The sequence below is a fragment of the Bacillus sp. bc15 genome, assembly GCF_900142585.1.
GTDB lineage: Bacteria > Bacillota > Bacilli > Bacillales > Bacillaceae_G > Bacillus_A > Bacillus_A cereus.
Window position 1 is genome coordinate 1 of the sequence record NZ_FRBJ01000025.1, and the last position, 15,077, is coordinate 15,077.

Here is a 15,077-nt window from a genome sequence, read left to right on the forward strand (position 1 = left end):
AAGCATGAAGCCCCCCTCAAGATGAGATTTCCCATAGCGTAAGCTAGTAAGATCCCTGAAAGATGATCAGGTTGATAGGTTCGAGGTGGAAGCATGGTGACATGTGGAGCTGACGAATACTAATAGATCGAGGACTTAACCATATAATATGTAGCAATGTTATCTAGTTTTGAAGGAATATGTATTTAAAATTCCTTTTGACATTCTGAAAAGAATGTGTATAATGATAAAAGTCTGGTAATGATGGCAGAGAGGTCACACCCGTTCCCATACCGAACACGGAAGTTAAGCTCTCTAGCGCCGATGGTAGTTGGGACCTTGTCCCTGTGAGAGTAGGACGTCGCCAAGCAATTAAAAACACAAGTCTTTTGACTTGTGTTTTTTTTATTTCCCATGAAATAGGTTAGGTTCTGTTAGTAAAAATGATGAAATATAGTAAGGGATTTTTTGAGCAGAAATATTAAGGAATTGATAAATAAATGGATAATCTTCAGAGCCATAGCTTCCAAGTAAGTCATACCACCAATCTGTTTCATACCTAGAAATCATGCTTAAATTATAGAGCAATAAATAATGAACGAGGAGTTCGGGTAATACTGGTTTAGGATTTCTAGGATCAGTTGTAAGTGGTAAATAATAAGTATTAGTAAGATATTCATAGTATAAAGGAGTACTGTACATAGGATTCCATGATTGAATTGGCGCCGTAAAAAGTAAATTCGATTCATTAGTTTTCTCAGGTACATGTTGCATTGATAAATGCTTACAAGATGTTTCAATGTAGCGAGAAAATCTCTCTTTAGTCATATGTAATCGATCTAGTAGGTTGACTGAAAAGGAGAGCTCATTTTTAATTGTTGAATCGATTTTATATAAAGTTGATCCTTTTTGACTATAGCGGAGCAGATTTTGTAATTCTGGAATATTTCCCATTAGTTCTAACATGTTAAATTTTTCTGCTTCTAAGTGTTTCATGTGAAACAGTTGTTCTGCAACATGAGTAAACAATCCGTTTTTTTGTACCTTCACCTCATCTTCTAAAAATTGATACCCTTGTTTTTTTCGTTTGCGAGTTGTAACGCCATGAGCTAAAACAGTAGTGGATTCAGGATAGTTAGGATCAATGGTTAGTAGACATGCTTTAAAAAGTTGGCTAATTCCATAAAATAACAACATTGGTTGAATGGAAAATGGAGCTGTCTTATATAATTCATAATAATTTTTCCCGTGTTCTAAGTAATAAATAAAGGGATAACAATTTTCAAAACTTTTTTTTTCGGCATCCTGAATAGAGGATTTTTCATAACAACGGGCAAGATAACGTTGTACGTTTTGAGATGAAAAAAAGAAACTTAACTGCTGCCAAGTGCAAGATGTTTGATGCATATATTACGCTCCTTTTATTGTCTAAAAATTCTAACATATATATACGTCCTTGACAGTATTTTAACCAATTGATAAGCTACTAATAATAATTTCTGGTATCATAGGGGGAACAATTATGTGGGAATCTAAATTTGTTAAAGAAGGTTTGACTTTTGATGATGTATTACTTGTACCAGCTAGGTCAGATATATTACCAAGAGAAGTAAGTGTTAAAACAGTTTTATCTGAAAGCTTACAGCTAAACATCCCGTTAATTAGTGCAGGAATGGATACAGTAACAGAAGCTGACATGGCTATTGCAATGGCTCGCCAAGGTGGTTTAGGAATTATTCATAAGAATATGTCTATTGAGCAACAAGCAGAGCAAGTTGATAAAGTAAAGCGCTCTGAAAGCGGCGTTATTTCAGATCCTTTCTTCTTAACTCCAGAACATCAAGTATATGATGCAGAACATCTTATGGGAAAATATCGTATCTCAGGTGTACCGGTTGTAAATAATTTAGATGAGCGAAAATTAGTTGGTATTATTACAAACCGTGATATGCGCTTCATCCAAGACTACTCAATCAAAATTTCTGACGTAATGACAAAAGAACAATTAATTACAGCTCCAGTTGGTACTACACTGGAAGAAGCTGAAAAGATCCTACAAAAGTATAAAATTGAAAAACTCCCTCTTGTTGATAATAACGGTGTATTACAAGGGCTGATTACAATAAAAGATATTGAAAAAGTAATTGAATTCCCAAACTCTGCTAAAGATAAGCAAGGACGCTTATTAGTTGGAGCGGCAGTTGGTGTAACAGCTGATGCTATGCTTCGTATCGATGCATTAGTAAAAGCTAGTGTAGATGCAATTGTACTTGATACAGCTCATGGGCATTCTAAAGGCGTTATTGATAAGGTAAAAGAAGTTCGTGCTAAATATCCATCATTAAATATTATCGCTGGAAATGTTGCTACAGCTGAAGCAACGAAAGCATTAATTGAAGCTGGTGCAAACGTAGTTAAAGTTGGTATTGGACCAGGTTCTATTTGTACAACACGTGTTGTAGCTGGTGTTGGTGTACCACAATTAACAGCAGTTTATGATTGTGCAACCGAAGCTCGTAAACACGGTATTCCAGTTATTGCTGATGGGGGTGTTAAGTACTCTGGTGATATGGTTAAAGCTTTAGCAGCAGGAGCACATGTTGTTATGCTAGGTAGTATGTTTGCTGGTGTTGCCGAAAGTCCTGGAGAAACTGAAATTTACCAAGGTCGTCAATTTAAAGTGTATCGTGGTATGGGTTCTGTCGGTGCGATGGAAAAAGGAAGTAAAGATCGTTACTTCCAAGAAGGAAATAAAAAACTTGTTCCAGAAGGTATTGAAGGACGAGTACCATATAAAGGACCTTTAGCAGATACAGTTCACCAATTAGTTGGTGGCTTACGTGCAGGTATGGGATATTGCGGAGCACAGGATTTAGAATTCTTACGCGAAAATGCACAATTCATTCGTATGTCAGGTGCAGGCTTACGTGAAAGTCATCCTCATCACGTACAAATTACAAAAGAGGCTCCAAACTACTCATTATAATGTCTTATATACAAATAGACAGAGATTTGATATCTCTGTCTATTTTTTTTTGATTATGTTAGAATAACGGTTATGTGAGTACATAGATATTGGGGGTAGCAAAAGTGAAAGGTATGTTTTGCAAAAGATTCATTGCTTTGGTAACAGTGCTTACACTAGCTTGTAGCATTTTTATGCCATATAGCAATGCATCAGCTGAAACAGGAGCCGCTTTAAACATTGAAGCAGGCGCGGCAATTTTAGTAGAAGCGAATTCTGGGAAAATTTTATATCAAAAGAATGCAGATGAATTATTATCCATTGCTAGTATGACAAAGATGATGAGTGAATATTTAGTTCACGAAGCAGTGGATAAAGGAAAACTTAAGTGGGATCAGAAAATTAAGGTTTCTGAATATGCATATAAGGTTTCACAAGATGCTTCATTATCAAATGTTGCATTAGAAAATGGTGGCTCTTATACAGTAAAAGAGTTATATGAGGCAATGGCAATCTTTTCTGCAAATGGTGCAACAATTGCATTAGCAGAAGCAATTGCAGGTAAAGAAGTAGATTTCGTAAAAATGATGAATGATAAATCGAAAGAACTAGGGTTGAAAAATTATAAATTTGTCAATTCTACAGGTTTAACGAATAAAGATTTAAAGGGAATGCACCCTGAAGGAACAACAGCAGATGAAGAAAATAAAATGTCTGCAAAGGATGTTGCAACTTTAGCACAACATTTAATTAAAGATTATCCAAAAGTGTTAGATACAGCAAAAATTCCTAAAAAAGAATTCCGTCCAGAAAAAGAGAAGTTTGCAATGTCAAACTGGAACTGGATGTTAAAGGGCTTAGTTAAAGAATATGATGGCGTAGATGGTCTGAAAACAGGCTCAACTCCAGAAGCAGGAGATTGCTTCACTGGTACGGTTGAAAGAAACGGTATGCGTTTTATTTCTGTAGTTATTAAAACAAGTTCTCATACAGCACGTTTTGATGAAACAAAGAAGCTATATGATTATGGATTTGCTAACTTTGAAGTGAAACAAATGTATAAAAAAGGTTCTTCAGTAAAAGGACAAGAAACAGTAAGAGTAGAAAATGCGAAAGATAAAGATGTAGCAGTTCAAACGAAACAAGCTATTTCACTTCCAGTGCCAAAAGGAAGTAAAGATGTTTATAAAACAGAATTAAAAGAATCAAGTAAGGGACAAGAAGCACCTATTAAAAAGGGAGCTGCGCTTGGTCAAATGGTAATTACGCCAAAAGATACAAACGACCCTGGATTTTTAACTGGTAAGTCGTTGCAAGTGGATCTTGTAACAACATCTGAAGTAGAAGAAGCAAACTGGTTTACTCGTGCTATGCGCGGAATTGGTTCATTCTTTAGTGGTATGTGGAATAGTGCTGTTGATACAGTAAAAGGTTGGTTTTAGAAGCTCCTCATGGTAGGGGCTTTTTTTTTATTCCTATTTTTCATACCGACTTTATGAAAAAGTAGTAGACAAGCATCTGATAGTTAGTGGTAGAATGTAAGAGTATTCTTAATTTTCGCCTTTAACGGGGGAAAGCAATTCACCTAGGGGGGTTTTTGTACATGACAAATGTAACAGGGACAGAGCGTGTAAAACGTGGAATGGCAGAAATGCAAAAAGGCGGCGTTATTATGGACGTAATTAACGCTGAACAAGCAAAAATTGCAGAAGAGGCAGGCGCAGTTGCCGTTATGGCATTAGAGCGTGTACCAGCAGACATTCGTGCAGCAGGTGGCGTTTCTCGTATGGCAGACCCAACAATCGTTGAAGAAGTTATGGGTGCAGTGTCAATTCCGGTTATGGCAAAATGCCGTATCGGTCACCTTGTAGAAGCACGTGTATTAGAATCATTAGGGGTAGACTATATCGATGAGAGTGAAGTATTAACTCCTGCTGATGAAGTATACCATTTAAATAAACGTGATTACACAGTTCCATTTGTATGTGGTTGCCGTGATATCGGAGAAGCTGCACGTCGTATTGCAGAAGGTGCATCTATGCTTCGTACAAAAGGTGAACCAGGAACAGGAAACATTGTAGAGGCAGTGCGTCATATGCGCCAAGTCAATGCAGAAATCCGTCAAGTTGCGAGTCTACGTGAAGATGAGTTAATGACATATGCAAAAAATACTGGTGCTCCTTACGAAGTATTACTTGAAATTAAACGTCTTGGTCGCTTACCAGTTGTAAACTTTGCGGCAGGTGGTATAGCAACGCCAGCAGATGCTGCATTAATGATGCAACTTGGTGCTGATGGGGTATTTGTTGGATCTGGTATCTTCAAATCAGAAAACCCAGAGAGATTTGCACGTGCAATTGTTGAAGCAACGACTCATTATGAAGATTACGAACTAATTGCAAGTCTTTCTAAAGGATTAGGTAATGCAATGAAGGGTATCGAAATTTCAACGTTATTACCAGAACAACGCATGCAAGAGCGTGGATGGTAATTAAAGGAGAACTTTAAAATGGTGAAAATCGGTGTACTAGGTCTTCAAGGTGCAGTTCGTGAACATGTAAAATCAGTTGAAGCAAGTGGTGCAGAAGCTGTTGTTGTAAAGCGTATAGAGCAACTTGAAGAGATTGATGGTCTTATTTTACCAGGCGGTGAAAGTACAACAATGCGCCGTCTCATTGATAAGTATGCTTTCATGGAACCACTTCGCACATTTGCAAAGTCTGGTAAACCAATGTTTGGTACATGTGCAGGGATGATTCTTCTTGCGAAAACACTTATTGGCTATGAAGAAGCACATATTGGTGCTATGGATATTACAGTTGAGCGCAATGCGTTCGGACGCCAAAAGGATAGTTTTGAAGCTGCGCTTTCAATTGAAGGCGTGGGTGAAGACTTCGTTGGTGTATTTATCCGTGCGCCGTATGTTGTAGAAGTAGCTGATAATGTTGAAGTGCTTTCTAAGCATGGTGACCGAATGGTAGCGGTAAGACAAGATCAGTTTTTAGCTGCTTCATTCCATCCGGAATTAACAGATGATCATCGTGTAACAGCATACTTTGTTGAAATGGTAAAAGAAGCGAAAATGAAAAAAGTTGTATAAGTAACTTGCAACTTGTATAAGATTATAGTAAATTGATGGTAACAATTTTATAAAATAAGCGTGTTGATAGGAAATAGTAACAAATGTTGTTTCTTATAGAGAGTCGATGGTTGGTGGAAATCGATAGAAACAGTTTGTGAATCCATCCTGGAATGGAATGTGGAACATCTTTTGGATTAGTAAGCATTCCCGGTGAAGAGCCGTTATTTCTACTTGAGAGGAAAGTGGTAATGCTTTCAACTAGGGTGGCAACGCGGGTTAACTCCCGTCCCTTTATATAGGGACGGGAGTTTTTTGTGTTTTATAAAATAAAAGGAGGAGTATATAATGCTTGATATTAAATTTTTACGTACAAACTTTGAAGAAGTAAAAGCGAAATTACAGCATAGAGGTGAAGATTTAACTGATTTCGGACGTTTTGAAGAACTTGATACGAGAAGAAGAGAACTACTTGTTCAGACAGAAGAATTAAAAAGTAAACGTAATGAAGTGTCTCAACAAATCTCTGTATTAAAGCGCGAAAAGAAAGATGCAGAAGCTCTAATTTTAGAAATGCGTGAGGTTGGAGAAAAAGTAAAGGATTTTGATAACGAACTTCGCACAGTTGAAGAAGACTTAGAAAGATTAATGTTATCTATTCCAAATATCCCTCATGAGTCTGCTCCAGTCGGTGAAACAGAGGATGATAATGTAGTAGCGCGTACTTGGGGAGAAGTAAAAGAATTTACTTTTGAACCAAAACCACATTGGGATCTTGCTACGGATTTAGGAATTTTAGATTTTGAACGCGCTGGGAAAGTAACAGGAAGCCGCTTCGTATTTTACAAAGGTGCTGGTGCAAGATTAGAGCGTGCTTTAATTAGCTTTATGCTTGATCTTCATACTGATGAGCATGGATATGAAGAAGTATTACCTCCATATATGGTAAACCGTGCAAGTATGACAGGAACAGGACAACTTCCAAAGTTTGAAGAAGATGCATTCCGTATTGAAAGTGAAGATTATTTCTTAATTCCAACAGCTGAAGTACCTGTAACGAATATGCATCGTGATGAGATTTTAAATAAAGAGCAATTGCCTATAAGATATGCTGCATTTAGCTCTTGCTTCCGCTCTGAAGCAGGTTCAGCTGGTCGCGATACACGCGGTTTAATTCGCCAGCATCAGTTCAATAAAGTAGAGCTTGTGAAGTTCGTAAAACCAGAAGATTCTTATGAAGAGTTAGAAAAATTAACAAATGATGCAGAACGCGTGTTACAATTATTAGAGTTGCCATATCGCGTTATGAGCATGTGCACAGGCGATTTAGGATTTACAGCAGCGAAGAAATACGATATTGAAGTATGGATTCCAAGCTATGGCACATATCGTGAAATTTCTTCTTGTAGTAATTTTGAAGCTTTCCAAGCGAGACGTGCAAATATCCGTTTCCGCCGTGAGCCAAATGGAAAACCAGAACATGTCCATACATTAAATGGATCTGGTCTTGCAATTGGACGTACGGTTGCAGCTATTTTAGAGAACTACCAACAAGAAGATGGTACAATTATAATTCCAGAAGTTCTTCGCCCTTATATGGGAGGAAAAACAGTTATTAAGTAAATTTAAACATTCATCGGTATGAGTGATTGGTAATTATGAGCGTTGTCAGTACTGTAATGTAGGAAGGGGAAAGTAAAATTTTCCTTTCCTCATAATTTATTTTAGTAGGGTTGACTAACTGTTTTTCTTTTGATATTATATTTGATGTCAATATGGAGGTATACCCAAGTCTGGCTGAAGGGATCGGTCTTGAAAACCGACAGGCGGCGAGAGTCGCGCGGGGGTTCGAATCCCTCTACCTCCTCCAGATATAATTGACAACAGCGCATATAAGTGGAGATTGGAGAACTCGTTACCAACACGTAACGAGTTTTTATTTTAAAACCAATCATAAAGTATGGTGTAAGGTAATTTTGTCCTTATTACACACTCATATTCCGATGATTATCTTCATAGATATGAAAGGAGTCAACATGGATCTTATTATACAAACGTTTCCTTTAGATGGAAAAACTTTATATTATGTACAATGTCCTGTCTGTAAGAACAATAGAATTTTAAACAGTGGTGCAAACGTATCACGCATTATTAGTGATGATACATTCCGTAAACTTTGTGGTTGTACTTGTGATGTAAAACCAGCTACGAATAAAGTAGAGGTGCCAAAACAAGTTAAAAAAGCAGCTGTAAAGAAAGAAGCGGCTCCAAAACGTACAAGTAAAGTATTAACGGCAGTAATTAATGGGAAAGAAATGACTGTTAAAGAGATTGCTGAAGCATACGATATTAGTACAAGTACTGTTCGTCAGCGTATTAACGCAGGAAAACCTGAGAGTGAAATTATTGCTCCAACAAAGAAGAAGTAATTTAATAGGAAAACCCGTGCATATGCACGGGTTTTTTATTTTACAAGTTTACGTGTTTGTTTTAAAAAATGGCCAATTTTTTTAATGATTGGTTCGATTGAATCCCCATCTTTTAAAATATCGTACTCATTAATATTTAAGCGTAATACAGGGCATGAATTAAAGTTGTTAATCCAGTTTTCATAACGTCCATGCATTTCTTTCCAGTACTCAATTGGCGTTTGCTGTTCCATTGGGCGTCCGCGTTCTTGAATACGATCGACAATATCATCGAAAGAACCTTCTAAGTAAATTAATAAGTCTGGATGAGGGAAGTAAGGAGTCATGACCATAGCGTCAAATAACCCTTTGTATGTTTCATAATCAGTTTCCGTCATCGTACCTTTTTCATGATGCATCTTTGCGAAAATTCCAGTGTCTTCGTAAATAGAACGATCTTGAACAAAACCGCCACCGTATTCAAAAATTCTTTTTTGTTCCTTAAATCGTTCTGCTAAAAAGTACACTTGTAGGTGGAAGCTCCAGCGAGTGAAGTCCGCATAGAACTTGTCCAAGTATGGATTGGAATCTACTTTTTCAAATGATGTGCGATAACCTAAAGCATTAGCTAATGCAGTTGTCATAGTTGATTTACCCACACCTACCGTTCCGGCGATAGTGATTACTGCGTCATTGGGTATATCATATTTTTGCCTTAAATTCATTATTATTTCGACTCCTTTAAGAGAGTATTTTGAAGGGCAGATAGGATGACGTTTAAATCATCAGGATTTTTTACAAAATCCATATCGTCTCCATTAAATTTCAATACTGGTATTTCCGGATGATCTTTTTTAAAAGCATCCATTGCTGTTTCATAATCTTTTGTGAGCTGTAGTAAGTAATTTGGATCCATGTTTTTTTCAAATTCTCTTCCGCGCATGGCGATTCGTTTTTGCAATGTTTCTAGGCTAGCTGTTAAATAAACAATGACGTTTGGCACAGGCATATCTTGTGTAAGGATACGATAAATTTGCATGTACTTGTCATATTGAGAGTCTTTTAATGTGCGGGATGCAAAAATTAAATTTTTAAAGATATGGTAATCCGCTACTACTGGTTTCCTTTGATTCAAATACTTTATGTTAATATCTTCTAATTGTTTGTATCTATTACAAAGAAAGAACATCTCTGTTTGAAAACTCCATTCGTCGATGTCTTCATAGAACTTTCCTAAAAAGGGATTTTCATCAACAATCTCTTTTAGTAAGTGGAGTTGCATGTGAGTTGAAATTTCCTTCGCAAGTGAAGTTTTTCCAACACCAATTGGTCCTTCAACCGTGATAAATGGTACTCCGGTCACGCTGTTTCCTCCTTTCAATCAGTGATTTACCGTGACTACTAAAAACACAAAACAGAATTATTGTAGCACAAGAGGGAAGCGAGCGGGTTAATTTGATATAAAAAGTTAGAAAATAGATATATGTATTAATTAAATTTTATTTTGGATGACGATGTTATATTTGCTTTCAATGTAGCTTCCATTATTTTTAAAGCATGTATATTATCTTGGTCGTTGTTAGAGGCGATACAATCCTGTGGTACATACAATGTATAATTTCTCATATGGGCATCATTAGCTGTAAATAGGATACATATATTTCCGGCAACTCCTGTTAATATTAGATTTTCTATTTTTAAATAACCTAGTAATGAATTTAAAGGTGTTTCATAAAAAGCGGAATAATGTGGTTTAATAAAAATGTAATCATCAGAATTTGGAGCAATTTTATGGATTATATTTTCGCTATATTTATTTGTGCAATGAGTAATAAGTTGGTCGATATCAGATCTCCAAAGTTGATAATGGTCATTAACGTAAATTATAGGATAGCCGAAGGATTTCATTTTTTTCTTTAATTGTAAAATAGGGTTTGTGATAGTCTCACATTTTTGAGCTAGAATGGGTCCGTGGGAAAATTGAAAGTCATTAATCATATCGATAATGAGCAAGGCGGTATTTTTCATATGTAATCCCCTCTCTTTTTTCTTTTAGGGTGGATTGAATATATAAAAGTTATCCCCTGTGTAGTAAATGGAAATAAGTGTACTTTATTTGTAATGAAAGGACTATGTTATGGAACAAGATCAAGATATTTATTTTATGCAATTAGCGATAGAAGAAGCCAAAAAGGCAGAGGAAATACAGGAAGTGCCAATTGGAGCAGTTATAGTGTTAGATGGTGAGGTAATTAGTGTTGCCCATAATTTAAGGGAAACTGAGCAAAGATCAATAGCTCATGCTGAGTTGCTAGCGATAGATGAGGCGTGTAAAAAATTAGGGACATGGCGTTTAGAAGATGCAACATTGTATGTAACATTAGAACCTTGTCCAATGTGTGCGGGTGGAATTGTTTTATCACGAGTGAAGCGAGTTGTATATGGTGCAAGTGATCCGAAGGGCGGGTGTGCAGGGACATTAATGAATCTTTTAACAGATGAACGCTTCAATCATCAATGTGAAGTAGTATCTGGTGTATTAGAGGAAGAATGCGGTACGTTGTTAACAAACTTTTTTAGAGAGCTTCGTAAAAAAAGAAAAGCGATAAAAAAATTAGAGAAAAATACTGGGAACTAACGTATTTGCATTTTATAAAGAAACAAGTTATACTGATAATGCCTTTAATGAAGGCAACCGAATATTGGTTTTAACTTTGCCGTGCTAAGCGGGGAGGTAGCGGTGCCCTATACTCGCAATCCGCTCTAGCGAGGCCGAATCCCCTCTCGAGGTTATGTTGCTGTAAGGTCTGCCTTAAGTAAGTGGTGTTGACGTTTGGGTCCTGCGCAACGGGACCCCGTGAACCTTGTCAGGTCCGGAAGGAAGCAGCAATAAGCGGGTCTTCTCGTGTGCCGCAGGAGTGCCTGAACCGAGCTAACTGCTTGAGTAACGCTTATGGTACGTAATCGACGGAGGGTGCACGGCAGTTATATATGTATACAAAACTCACCTTAATACAAAGGTGAGTTTTTTGTATAGAAAATAACTTTTGGAATCTATAAACAGAATGGGTTATAATAAATGAGATAATAACCTTTGAGGGAGGCCGTATTTTCGTGTCATACCAAGCGTTATACCGAACATGGAGACCGCAAAAGTTCGAAGATGTAGTCGGTCAAAAGCACGTGACAAAAACGTTGCAAAATGCCCTTCTTCAAGAGAAAGTTTCACATGCTTATTTATTTTCTGGTCCTAGGGGAACAGGAAAAACGACAATTGCAAAAGTATTTGCAAAAGCAATTAACTGTGAACATGCTCCGGTAGCTGAACCTTGTAATGAATGTCCTTCTTGTTTAGGAATTACACAAGGATCCATTTCAGATGTATTAGAAATTGATGCGGCTTCAAATAACGGTGTAGATGAAATTCGAGATATTAGAGATAAAGTAAAATATGCTCCAAGTGCTGTAGAATATAAAGTATACATTATTGATGAAGTTCACATGCTTTCTATGGGTGCATTCAATGCGCTTTTAAAAACCTTAGAAGAGCCGCCAGGACATGTTATCTTTATTTTGGCGACAACAGAACCTCATAAGATCCCGCCTACAATTATTTCGCGTTGTCAGCGTTTTGAATTCCGAAAAATATCAGTGAATGATATTGTTGAGAGATTATCAACGGTTGTGACAAACGAAGGTACGCAAGTGGAAGATGAAGCATTACAAATTGTTGCCCGTGCTGCTGAAGGTGGTATGCGTGACGCGCTTAGTCTTATTGATCAGGCTATATCTTATAGTGATGAGATTGTTACGACAGAAGATGTATTGGCCGTAACAGGATCTGTTTCTCAGCAATACTTAGGCAATTTAGTAGAATGCATACGTGAAAATGATGTATCAAGAGCATTACAGATCATAGATGAAATGATGAGTAAAGGGAAGGATCCAGTTCGTTTTATGGAGGATTTCATTTACTATTATCGTGATATGCTTTTATATCAAACTTCACCGCAACTAGAACATATGTTGGAACGAGTAATTGTAGATGATCAATTCCGTAAGTTGAGTGAAGAAATGCAACCGGAAGTGATCTATGAGATTATTCATACCCTTAGTAAGGGACAACAGGAAATGAAGTGGACAAATCATCCGCGTATTTTCTTAGAAGTTGTTATGGTGCAATTGTGTCAACAGTTTATGATGCAAGCAAACGGTACTGATCGTTTGCAAGCAATTATGAACAGGATGCAGCAATTGGAGAAAGAGTTAGAGCAAGTCAAAAAGAACGGTGTGCCAGCTGGTGTACAACAGGAAGTAAGAGAGACACGTGCAACACCAAAACCCGTACGAACAGGAAGTATGAAGATTCCTGTCGGGCGTGTAAATGAAGTATTAAAACAAGCGAAGCGTCAAGATTTAGAACAATTAAAAGCTGTATGGGGTGAGTTGTTAGGAAGACTCAAATCATATAACAAAGTAGCGTTTGCTGTTCTACTAGAAAATAGCGAACCAGTGGCAGCTTCAGATGACACTTACGTTTTAGCATTTCAATATGAGATTCACTGTAAGATGGCGAGCGAAAATCGAGAAGCTATGGATACAGTAGAACAAGCTTTATTTGAATTGCTAAGTAAAAGGTTAAATATGATTGCCATTCCAAAAAGTGAATGGGGTAAAATCCGTGAAGACTTTTTACAACGTGAAGGTGGAGAGTCTGAAGAAAGCCCGGAGAAAAAGGAAGACCCTCTTATAGAAGAGGCAGTGAAATTAGTAGGACAAGAACTCATTGAAATAAAAGAGTAATAATAATTAGGAGGAATTAATTATGATGCGTGGCGGAATGGGAAATATGAATAACATGATGAAACAAATGCAAAAGATGCAAAAAGACATGGCGAAAGCACAAGAAGAGCTTGGTGAAAAAACAGTTGAAGGTACAGCTGGCGGCGGAATGATTACAGTTATTGCAAATGGTCACAAGCAAATTCTTGAAGTGAAGATTAAAGAAGAGGTTGTAGATCCAGAGGATATCGAAATGTTACAAGACTTAGTGTTAGCTGCAACAAATGATGCACTTAAAAAGGCTGATGAGCTATCAAACTCTACGATGGGTAAATTTACAAAAGGCTTAAACTTACCAGGTGGAATGTTCTAGGAGGATATTGATACATGCATTATCCAGAACCAATATCAAAACTAATCGATAGTTTTATGAAGTTGCCAGGTATCGGACCGAAAACAGCGGTTCGATTGGCATTTTTCGTATTAGATATGAAAGAAGATGATGTGTTAGGTTTTGCGAAAGCACTTGTAAATGCGAAGCGAGATTTAGCGTATTGTTCTGTATGTGGACATATTACTGATCGTGATCCTTGTTATATTTGTAATGATTCGCATCGAGATCAATCAGTTGTTTGTGTCGTGCAAGAACCGAAAGATGTAATCGCGATGGAAAAAATGAAAGAGTATCAAGGTGTATATCATGTGTTACGTGGTGCGATTTCTCCTATGGAGGGAATTGGACCGGAAGACATTAATATCCCGCAACTCTTAAAGCGACTACATGATGAAACGGTACAAGAAGTAATATTAGCAACAAACCCTAATATTGAAGGGGAAGCTACAGCGATGTATATCTCCCGCCTCTTAAAACCTACAGGCATTAAAGTAACTCGTATTGCACATGGTCTGCCAGTTGGTGGAGATTTAGAATATGCAGATGAAGTGACACTATCGAAAGCATTAGAAGGTCGCAGAGAAGTATAAGAGGAGAAACAAAAATGTTCTTTCAAAAAAAGGGTAAATTGCGTAAAGAGTATGATGATAAGTTAATTGTACTTTTGGAAAAAGTGAAGAATGAGTGGTTACGTCAGAAGAGAATGGTCGAACAAAGTGTAGAACCATCTCAAGATGTCATTTGTTCTTTGAAAATAGCAGAGGCGAAATATTTCTTCTTGTTGAAAGAAGCAAAGCGTCGTCCTGTAAAAATGGAACAATGGTAAAGGGTTCTGCTTTCTGAGCAGGCCTTTTTATTTTATTTGTTAAATGCTGAGGTGTTGTTTTATTAGGTTTATATGAAAGAGATGCCGTTTATGATAACTGTTCTTTTTTATTGTCTTGTCCCATACAAATAGATGTATAGGTCATTCATAAGGAGGAAAAAATGAATTCTACAATTATTATTGTTGGCATTCTTACTTTAGTGTTTATTTTTCTTGTTTTTGGTGTTGCCTCTAAGCCATTACGTTTTATAGGAAAGGTGATTTTTCATGTTACTCTAGGCATAGCATTGCTTTTTATCGTAAATGTTGTAGGGACATATTTTGATTTTCATATCCCAATTAACATGGGTACAGCGGCAATAACGAGTTTATTAGGCCTACCAGGTGTGGCGGCATTAGTGATTATTAAGCTTTATATCATGCCAAGATAAAATTATTTTGGCATTTTTTTTAAAAGTGTTGACTATTAAATGATTAATATGGTAAATTAATAAGCGTCGTCAGGAACGAAAGGAAAAAGTTGTTGACAGATTTAATGAGAAATGTTAAATTATAAAAGTCGCTGAAACGCGATATTGAACTTTGAAAACTAAACGAAACAAACAACGTGAAACGTCAATTTTTATTTTTAGATGCTAGACAAA

Annotated in this window: 16 protein-coding genes, 1 tRNA gene, 2 rRNA genes, 1 other RNA gene and 1 other annotated feature; of the genes, 16 read left to right on the forward strand and 4 right to left on the reverse strand. The window is 36.8% G+C overall.

From position 1 onward, the window contains the following. Together BUA87_RS29355 and rrf are read left to right on the forward strand one after the other, a co-directional pair. A 23S ribosomal RNA gene (locus tag BUA87_RS29355) occupies positions 1–143 on the forward strand; the annotation flags it as partial. Positions 144–233: 90 nt separating this feature from the next. Further along, positions 234–349, forward strand: a 5S ribosomal RNA gene (gene rrf, locus BUA87_RS29360). Positions 350–384: 35 nt separating this feature from the next. Here the strand turns inward: rrf and BUA87_RS29365 are convergent. Beyond that, on the reverse strand, positions 385–1,386 hold the full coding sequence (locus BUA87_RS29365) for a YaaC family protein (RefSeq protein WP_000554294.1): 1,002 nt from the start codon (positions 1,384–1,386) through the stop codon (positions 385–387). A 115-nt stretch (positions 1,387–1,501) separates the two neighbouring features. On the opposite strand from BUA87_RS29365, the gene guaB reads away from it, so the two are divergent. From guaB to BUA87_RS29400, 7 genes are all read left to right on the forward strand, one after another. Continuing rightward, positions 1,502–2,965, forward strand: a complete 1,464-nt coding sequence (gene guaB, locus BUA87_RS29370; protein WP_000264089.1) for an IMP dehydrogenase — start codon at positions 1,502–1,504, stop codon at positions 2,963–2,965. A 113-nt stretch (positions 2,966–3,078) separates the two neighbouring features. Further along, positions 3,079–4,386: a D-alanyl-D-alanine carboxypeptidase DacA gene (gene dacA, locus BUA87_RS29375; RefSeq protein ID WP_125653127.1), complete on the forward strand. Its 1,308-nt coding sequence runs from the start codon at positions 3,079–3,081 to the stop codon at positions 4,384–4,386. Between the two features lie 161 nt (positions 4,387–4,547). Then, positions 4,548–5,435 (forward strand): pyridoxal 5'-phosphate synthase lyase subunit PdxS, encoded by an 888-nt coding sequence (pdxS, locus tag BUA87_RS29380; RefSeq protein ID WP_000186154.1) that lies wholly within the window; start codon positions 4,548–4,550, stop codon positions 5,433–5,435. An 18-nt stretch (positions 5,436–5,453) separates the two neighbouring features. Continuing rightward, positions 5,454–6,044 carry a pyridoxal 5'-phosphate synthase glutaminase subunit PdxT gene (gene pdxT, locus BUA87_RS29385; protein WP_000238785.1) on the forward strand — a complete coding sequence of 197 codons (591 nt, stop codon included), beginning with the start codon at positions 5,454–5,456 and terminating at the stop codon, positions 6,042–6,044. A gap of 54 nt (positions 6,045–6,098) precedes the next feature. Beyond that, positions 6,099–6,320: a binding site (T-box leader), on the forward strand. Between the two features lie 51 nt (positions 6,321–6,371). After that, positions 6,372–7,646 carry a serine--tRNA ligase gene (serS, locus tag BUA87_RS29390; protein ID WP_000884174.1) on the forward strand — a complete coding sequence of 425 codons (1,275 nt, stop codon included), beginning with the start codon at positions 6,372–6,374 and terminating at the stop codon, positions 7,644–7,646. Positions 7,647–7,800: 154 nt separating this feature from the next. After that, positions 7,801–7,893: transfer RNA gene (locus tag BUA87_RS29395), tRNA-Ser, on the forward strand. A 166-nt stretch (positions 7,894–8,059) separates the two neighbouring features. Then, positions 8,060–8,452: a sigma factor-like helix-turn-helix DNA-binding protein gene (locus BUA87_RS29400; RefSeq protein ID WP_072941923.1), complete on the forward strand. Its 393-nt coding sequence runs from the start codon at positions 8,060–8,062 to the stop codon at positions 8,450–8,452. Between the two features lie 35 nt (positions 8,453–8,487). Here the strand turns inward: BUA87_RS29400 and BUA87_RS29405 are convergent, their stop codons facing one another. The 3 genes from BUA87_RS29405 to BUA87_RS29415 form a co-directional block, all read right to left on the reverse strand. Then, positions 8,488–9,156 (reverse strand): deoxynucleoside kinase, encoded by a 669-nt coding sequence (locus BUA87_RS29405; RefSeq protein WP_001053585.1) that lies wholly within the window; start codon positions 9,154–9,156, stop codon positions 8,488–8,490. Positions 9,157–9,158: 2 nt separating this feature from the next. Next, positions 9,159–9,794, reverse strand: coding sequence for a deoxynucleoside kinase (locus tag BUA87_RS29410; protein WP_000148218.1), 636 nt, complete (start codon positions 9,792–9,794; stop codon positions 9,159–9,161). A 125-nt stretch (positions 9,795–9,919) separates the two neighbouring features. Then, positions 9,920–10,459, reverse strand: a complete 540-nt coding sequence (locus BUA87_RS29415) for a cysteine hydrolase family protein (RefSeq protein ID WP_016513286.1) — start codon at positions 10,457–10,459, stop codon at positions 9,920–9,922. 109 nt (positions 10,460–10,568) lie between these two features. Between BUA87_RS29415 and tadA the strand changes: the two genes are divergently transcribed. From tadA to BUA87_RS29455, 7 genes are all read left to right on the forward strand, one after another. Next, positions 10,569–11,069, forward strand: coding sequence for a tRNA adenosine(34) deaminase TadA (gene tadA, locus BUA87_RS29420; RefSeq protein WP_000434330.1), 501 nt, complete (start codon positions 10,569–10,571; stop codon positions 11,067–11,069). A gap of 79 nt (positions 11,070–11,148) precedes the next feature. Next, positions 11,149–11,413: signal recognition particle sRNA large type (gene ffs, locus BUA87_RS29425), an RNA gene on the forward strand. 132 nt (positions 11,414–11,545) lie between these two features. Further along, positions 11,546–13,234 (forward strand): DNA polymerase III subunit gamma/tau, encoded by a 1,689-nt coding sequence (gene dnaX, locus BUA87_RS29430; RefSeq protein ID WP_000121561.1) that lies wholly within the window; start codon positions 11,546–11,548, stop codon positions 13,232–13,234. 25 nt (positions 13,235–13,259) lie between these two features. Next, positions 13,260–13,586, forward strand: coding sequence for a YbaB/EbfC family nucleoid-associated protein (locus BUA87_RS29435; RefSeq protein WP_014894853.1), 327 nt, complete (start codon positions 13,260–13,262; stop codon positions 13,584–13,586). 14 nt (positions 13,587–13,600) lie between these two features. After that, a complete protein-coding gene (gene recR, locus BUA87_RS29440) occupies positions 13,601–14,197 on the forward strand; it encodes a recombination protein RecR (RefSeq protein ID WP_000559169.1) in 597 nt (198 codons plus the stop codon). Between the two features lie 14 nt (positions 14,198–14,211). Further along, positions 14,212–14,433 (forward strand): YaaL family protein, encoded by a 222-nt coding sequence (locus BUA87_RS29445; RefSeq protein WP_000466019.1) that lies wholly within the window; start codon positions 14,212–14,214, stop codon positions 14,431–14,433. 161 nt (positions 14,434–14,594) lie between these two features. Further along, positions 14,595–14,864, forward strand: coding sequence for a pro-sigmaK processing inhibitor BofA family protein (locus tag BUA87_RS29455; protein ID WP_001089273.1), 270 nt, complete (start codon positions 14,595–14,597; stop codon positions 14,862–14,864). The last annotated feature ends 213 nt before the right edge of the window (positions 14,865–15,077 follow it).

Bases quoted from the DNA above. Each gene is read 5' to 3' on its own strand.
- BUA87_RS29365 (WP_000554294.1), bottom strand. From the start codon at position 1,386: ATGCATCAAACATCTTGCACTTGGCAGCAGTTAAGTTTCTTTTTTTCA.
- guaB (WP_000264089.1), top strand. From the start codon at position 1,502: ATGTGGGAATCTAAATTTGTTAAAGAAGGTTTGACTTTTGATGATGTA.
- dacA (WP_125653127.1), top strand. From the start codon at position 3,079: ATGTTTTGCAAAAGATTCATTGCTTTGGTAACAGTGCTTACACTAGCT.
- pdxS (WP_000186154.1), top strand. From the start codon at position 4,548: ATGACAAATGTAACAGGGACAGAGCGTGTAAAACGTGGAATGGCAGAA.
- pdxT (WP_000238785.1), top strand. From the start codon at position 5,454: ATGGTGAAAATCGGTGTACTAGGTCTTCAAGGTGCAGTTCGTGAACAT.
- serS (WP_000884174.1), top strand. From the start codon at position 6,372: ATGCTTGATATTAAATTTTTACGTACAAACTTTGAAGAAGTAAAAGCG.
- BUA87_RS29400 (WP_072941923.1), top strand. From the start codon at position 8,060: ATGGATCTTATTATACAAACGTTTCCTTTAGATGGAAAAACTTTATAT.
- BUA87_RS29405 (WP_001053585.1), bottom strand. From the start codon at position 9,156: ATGAATTTAAGGCAAAAATATGATATACCCAATGACGCAGTAATCACT.
- BUA87_RS29415 (WP_016513286.1), bottom strand. From the start codon at position 10,459: ATGAAAAATACCGCCTTGCTCATTATCGATATGATTAATGACTTTCAA.
- tadA (WP_000434330.1), top strand. From the start codon at position 10,569: ATGGAACAAGATCAAGATATTTATTTTATGCAATTAGCGATAGAAGAA.
- BUA87_RS29435 (WP_014894853.1), top strand. From the start codon at position 13,260: ATGCGTGGCGGAATGGGAAATATGAATAACATGATGAAACAAATGCAA.
- recR (WP_000559169.1), top strand. From the start codon at position 13,601: ATGCATTATCCAGAACCAATATCAAAACTAATCGATAGTTTTATGAAG.
- BUA87_RS29445 (WP_000466019.1), top strand. From the start codon at position 14,212: ATGTTCTTTCAAAAAAAGGGTAAATTGCGTAAAGAGTATGATGATAAG.
- BUA87_RS29455 (WP_001089273.1), top strand. From the start codon at position 14,595: ATGAATTCTACAATTATTATTGTTGGCATTCTTACTTTAGTGTTTATT.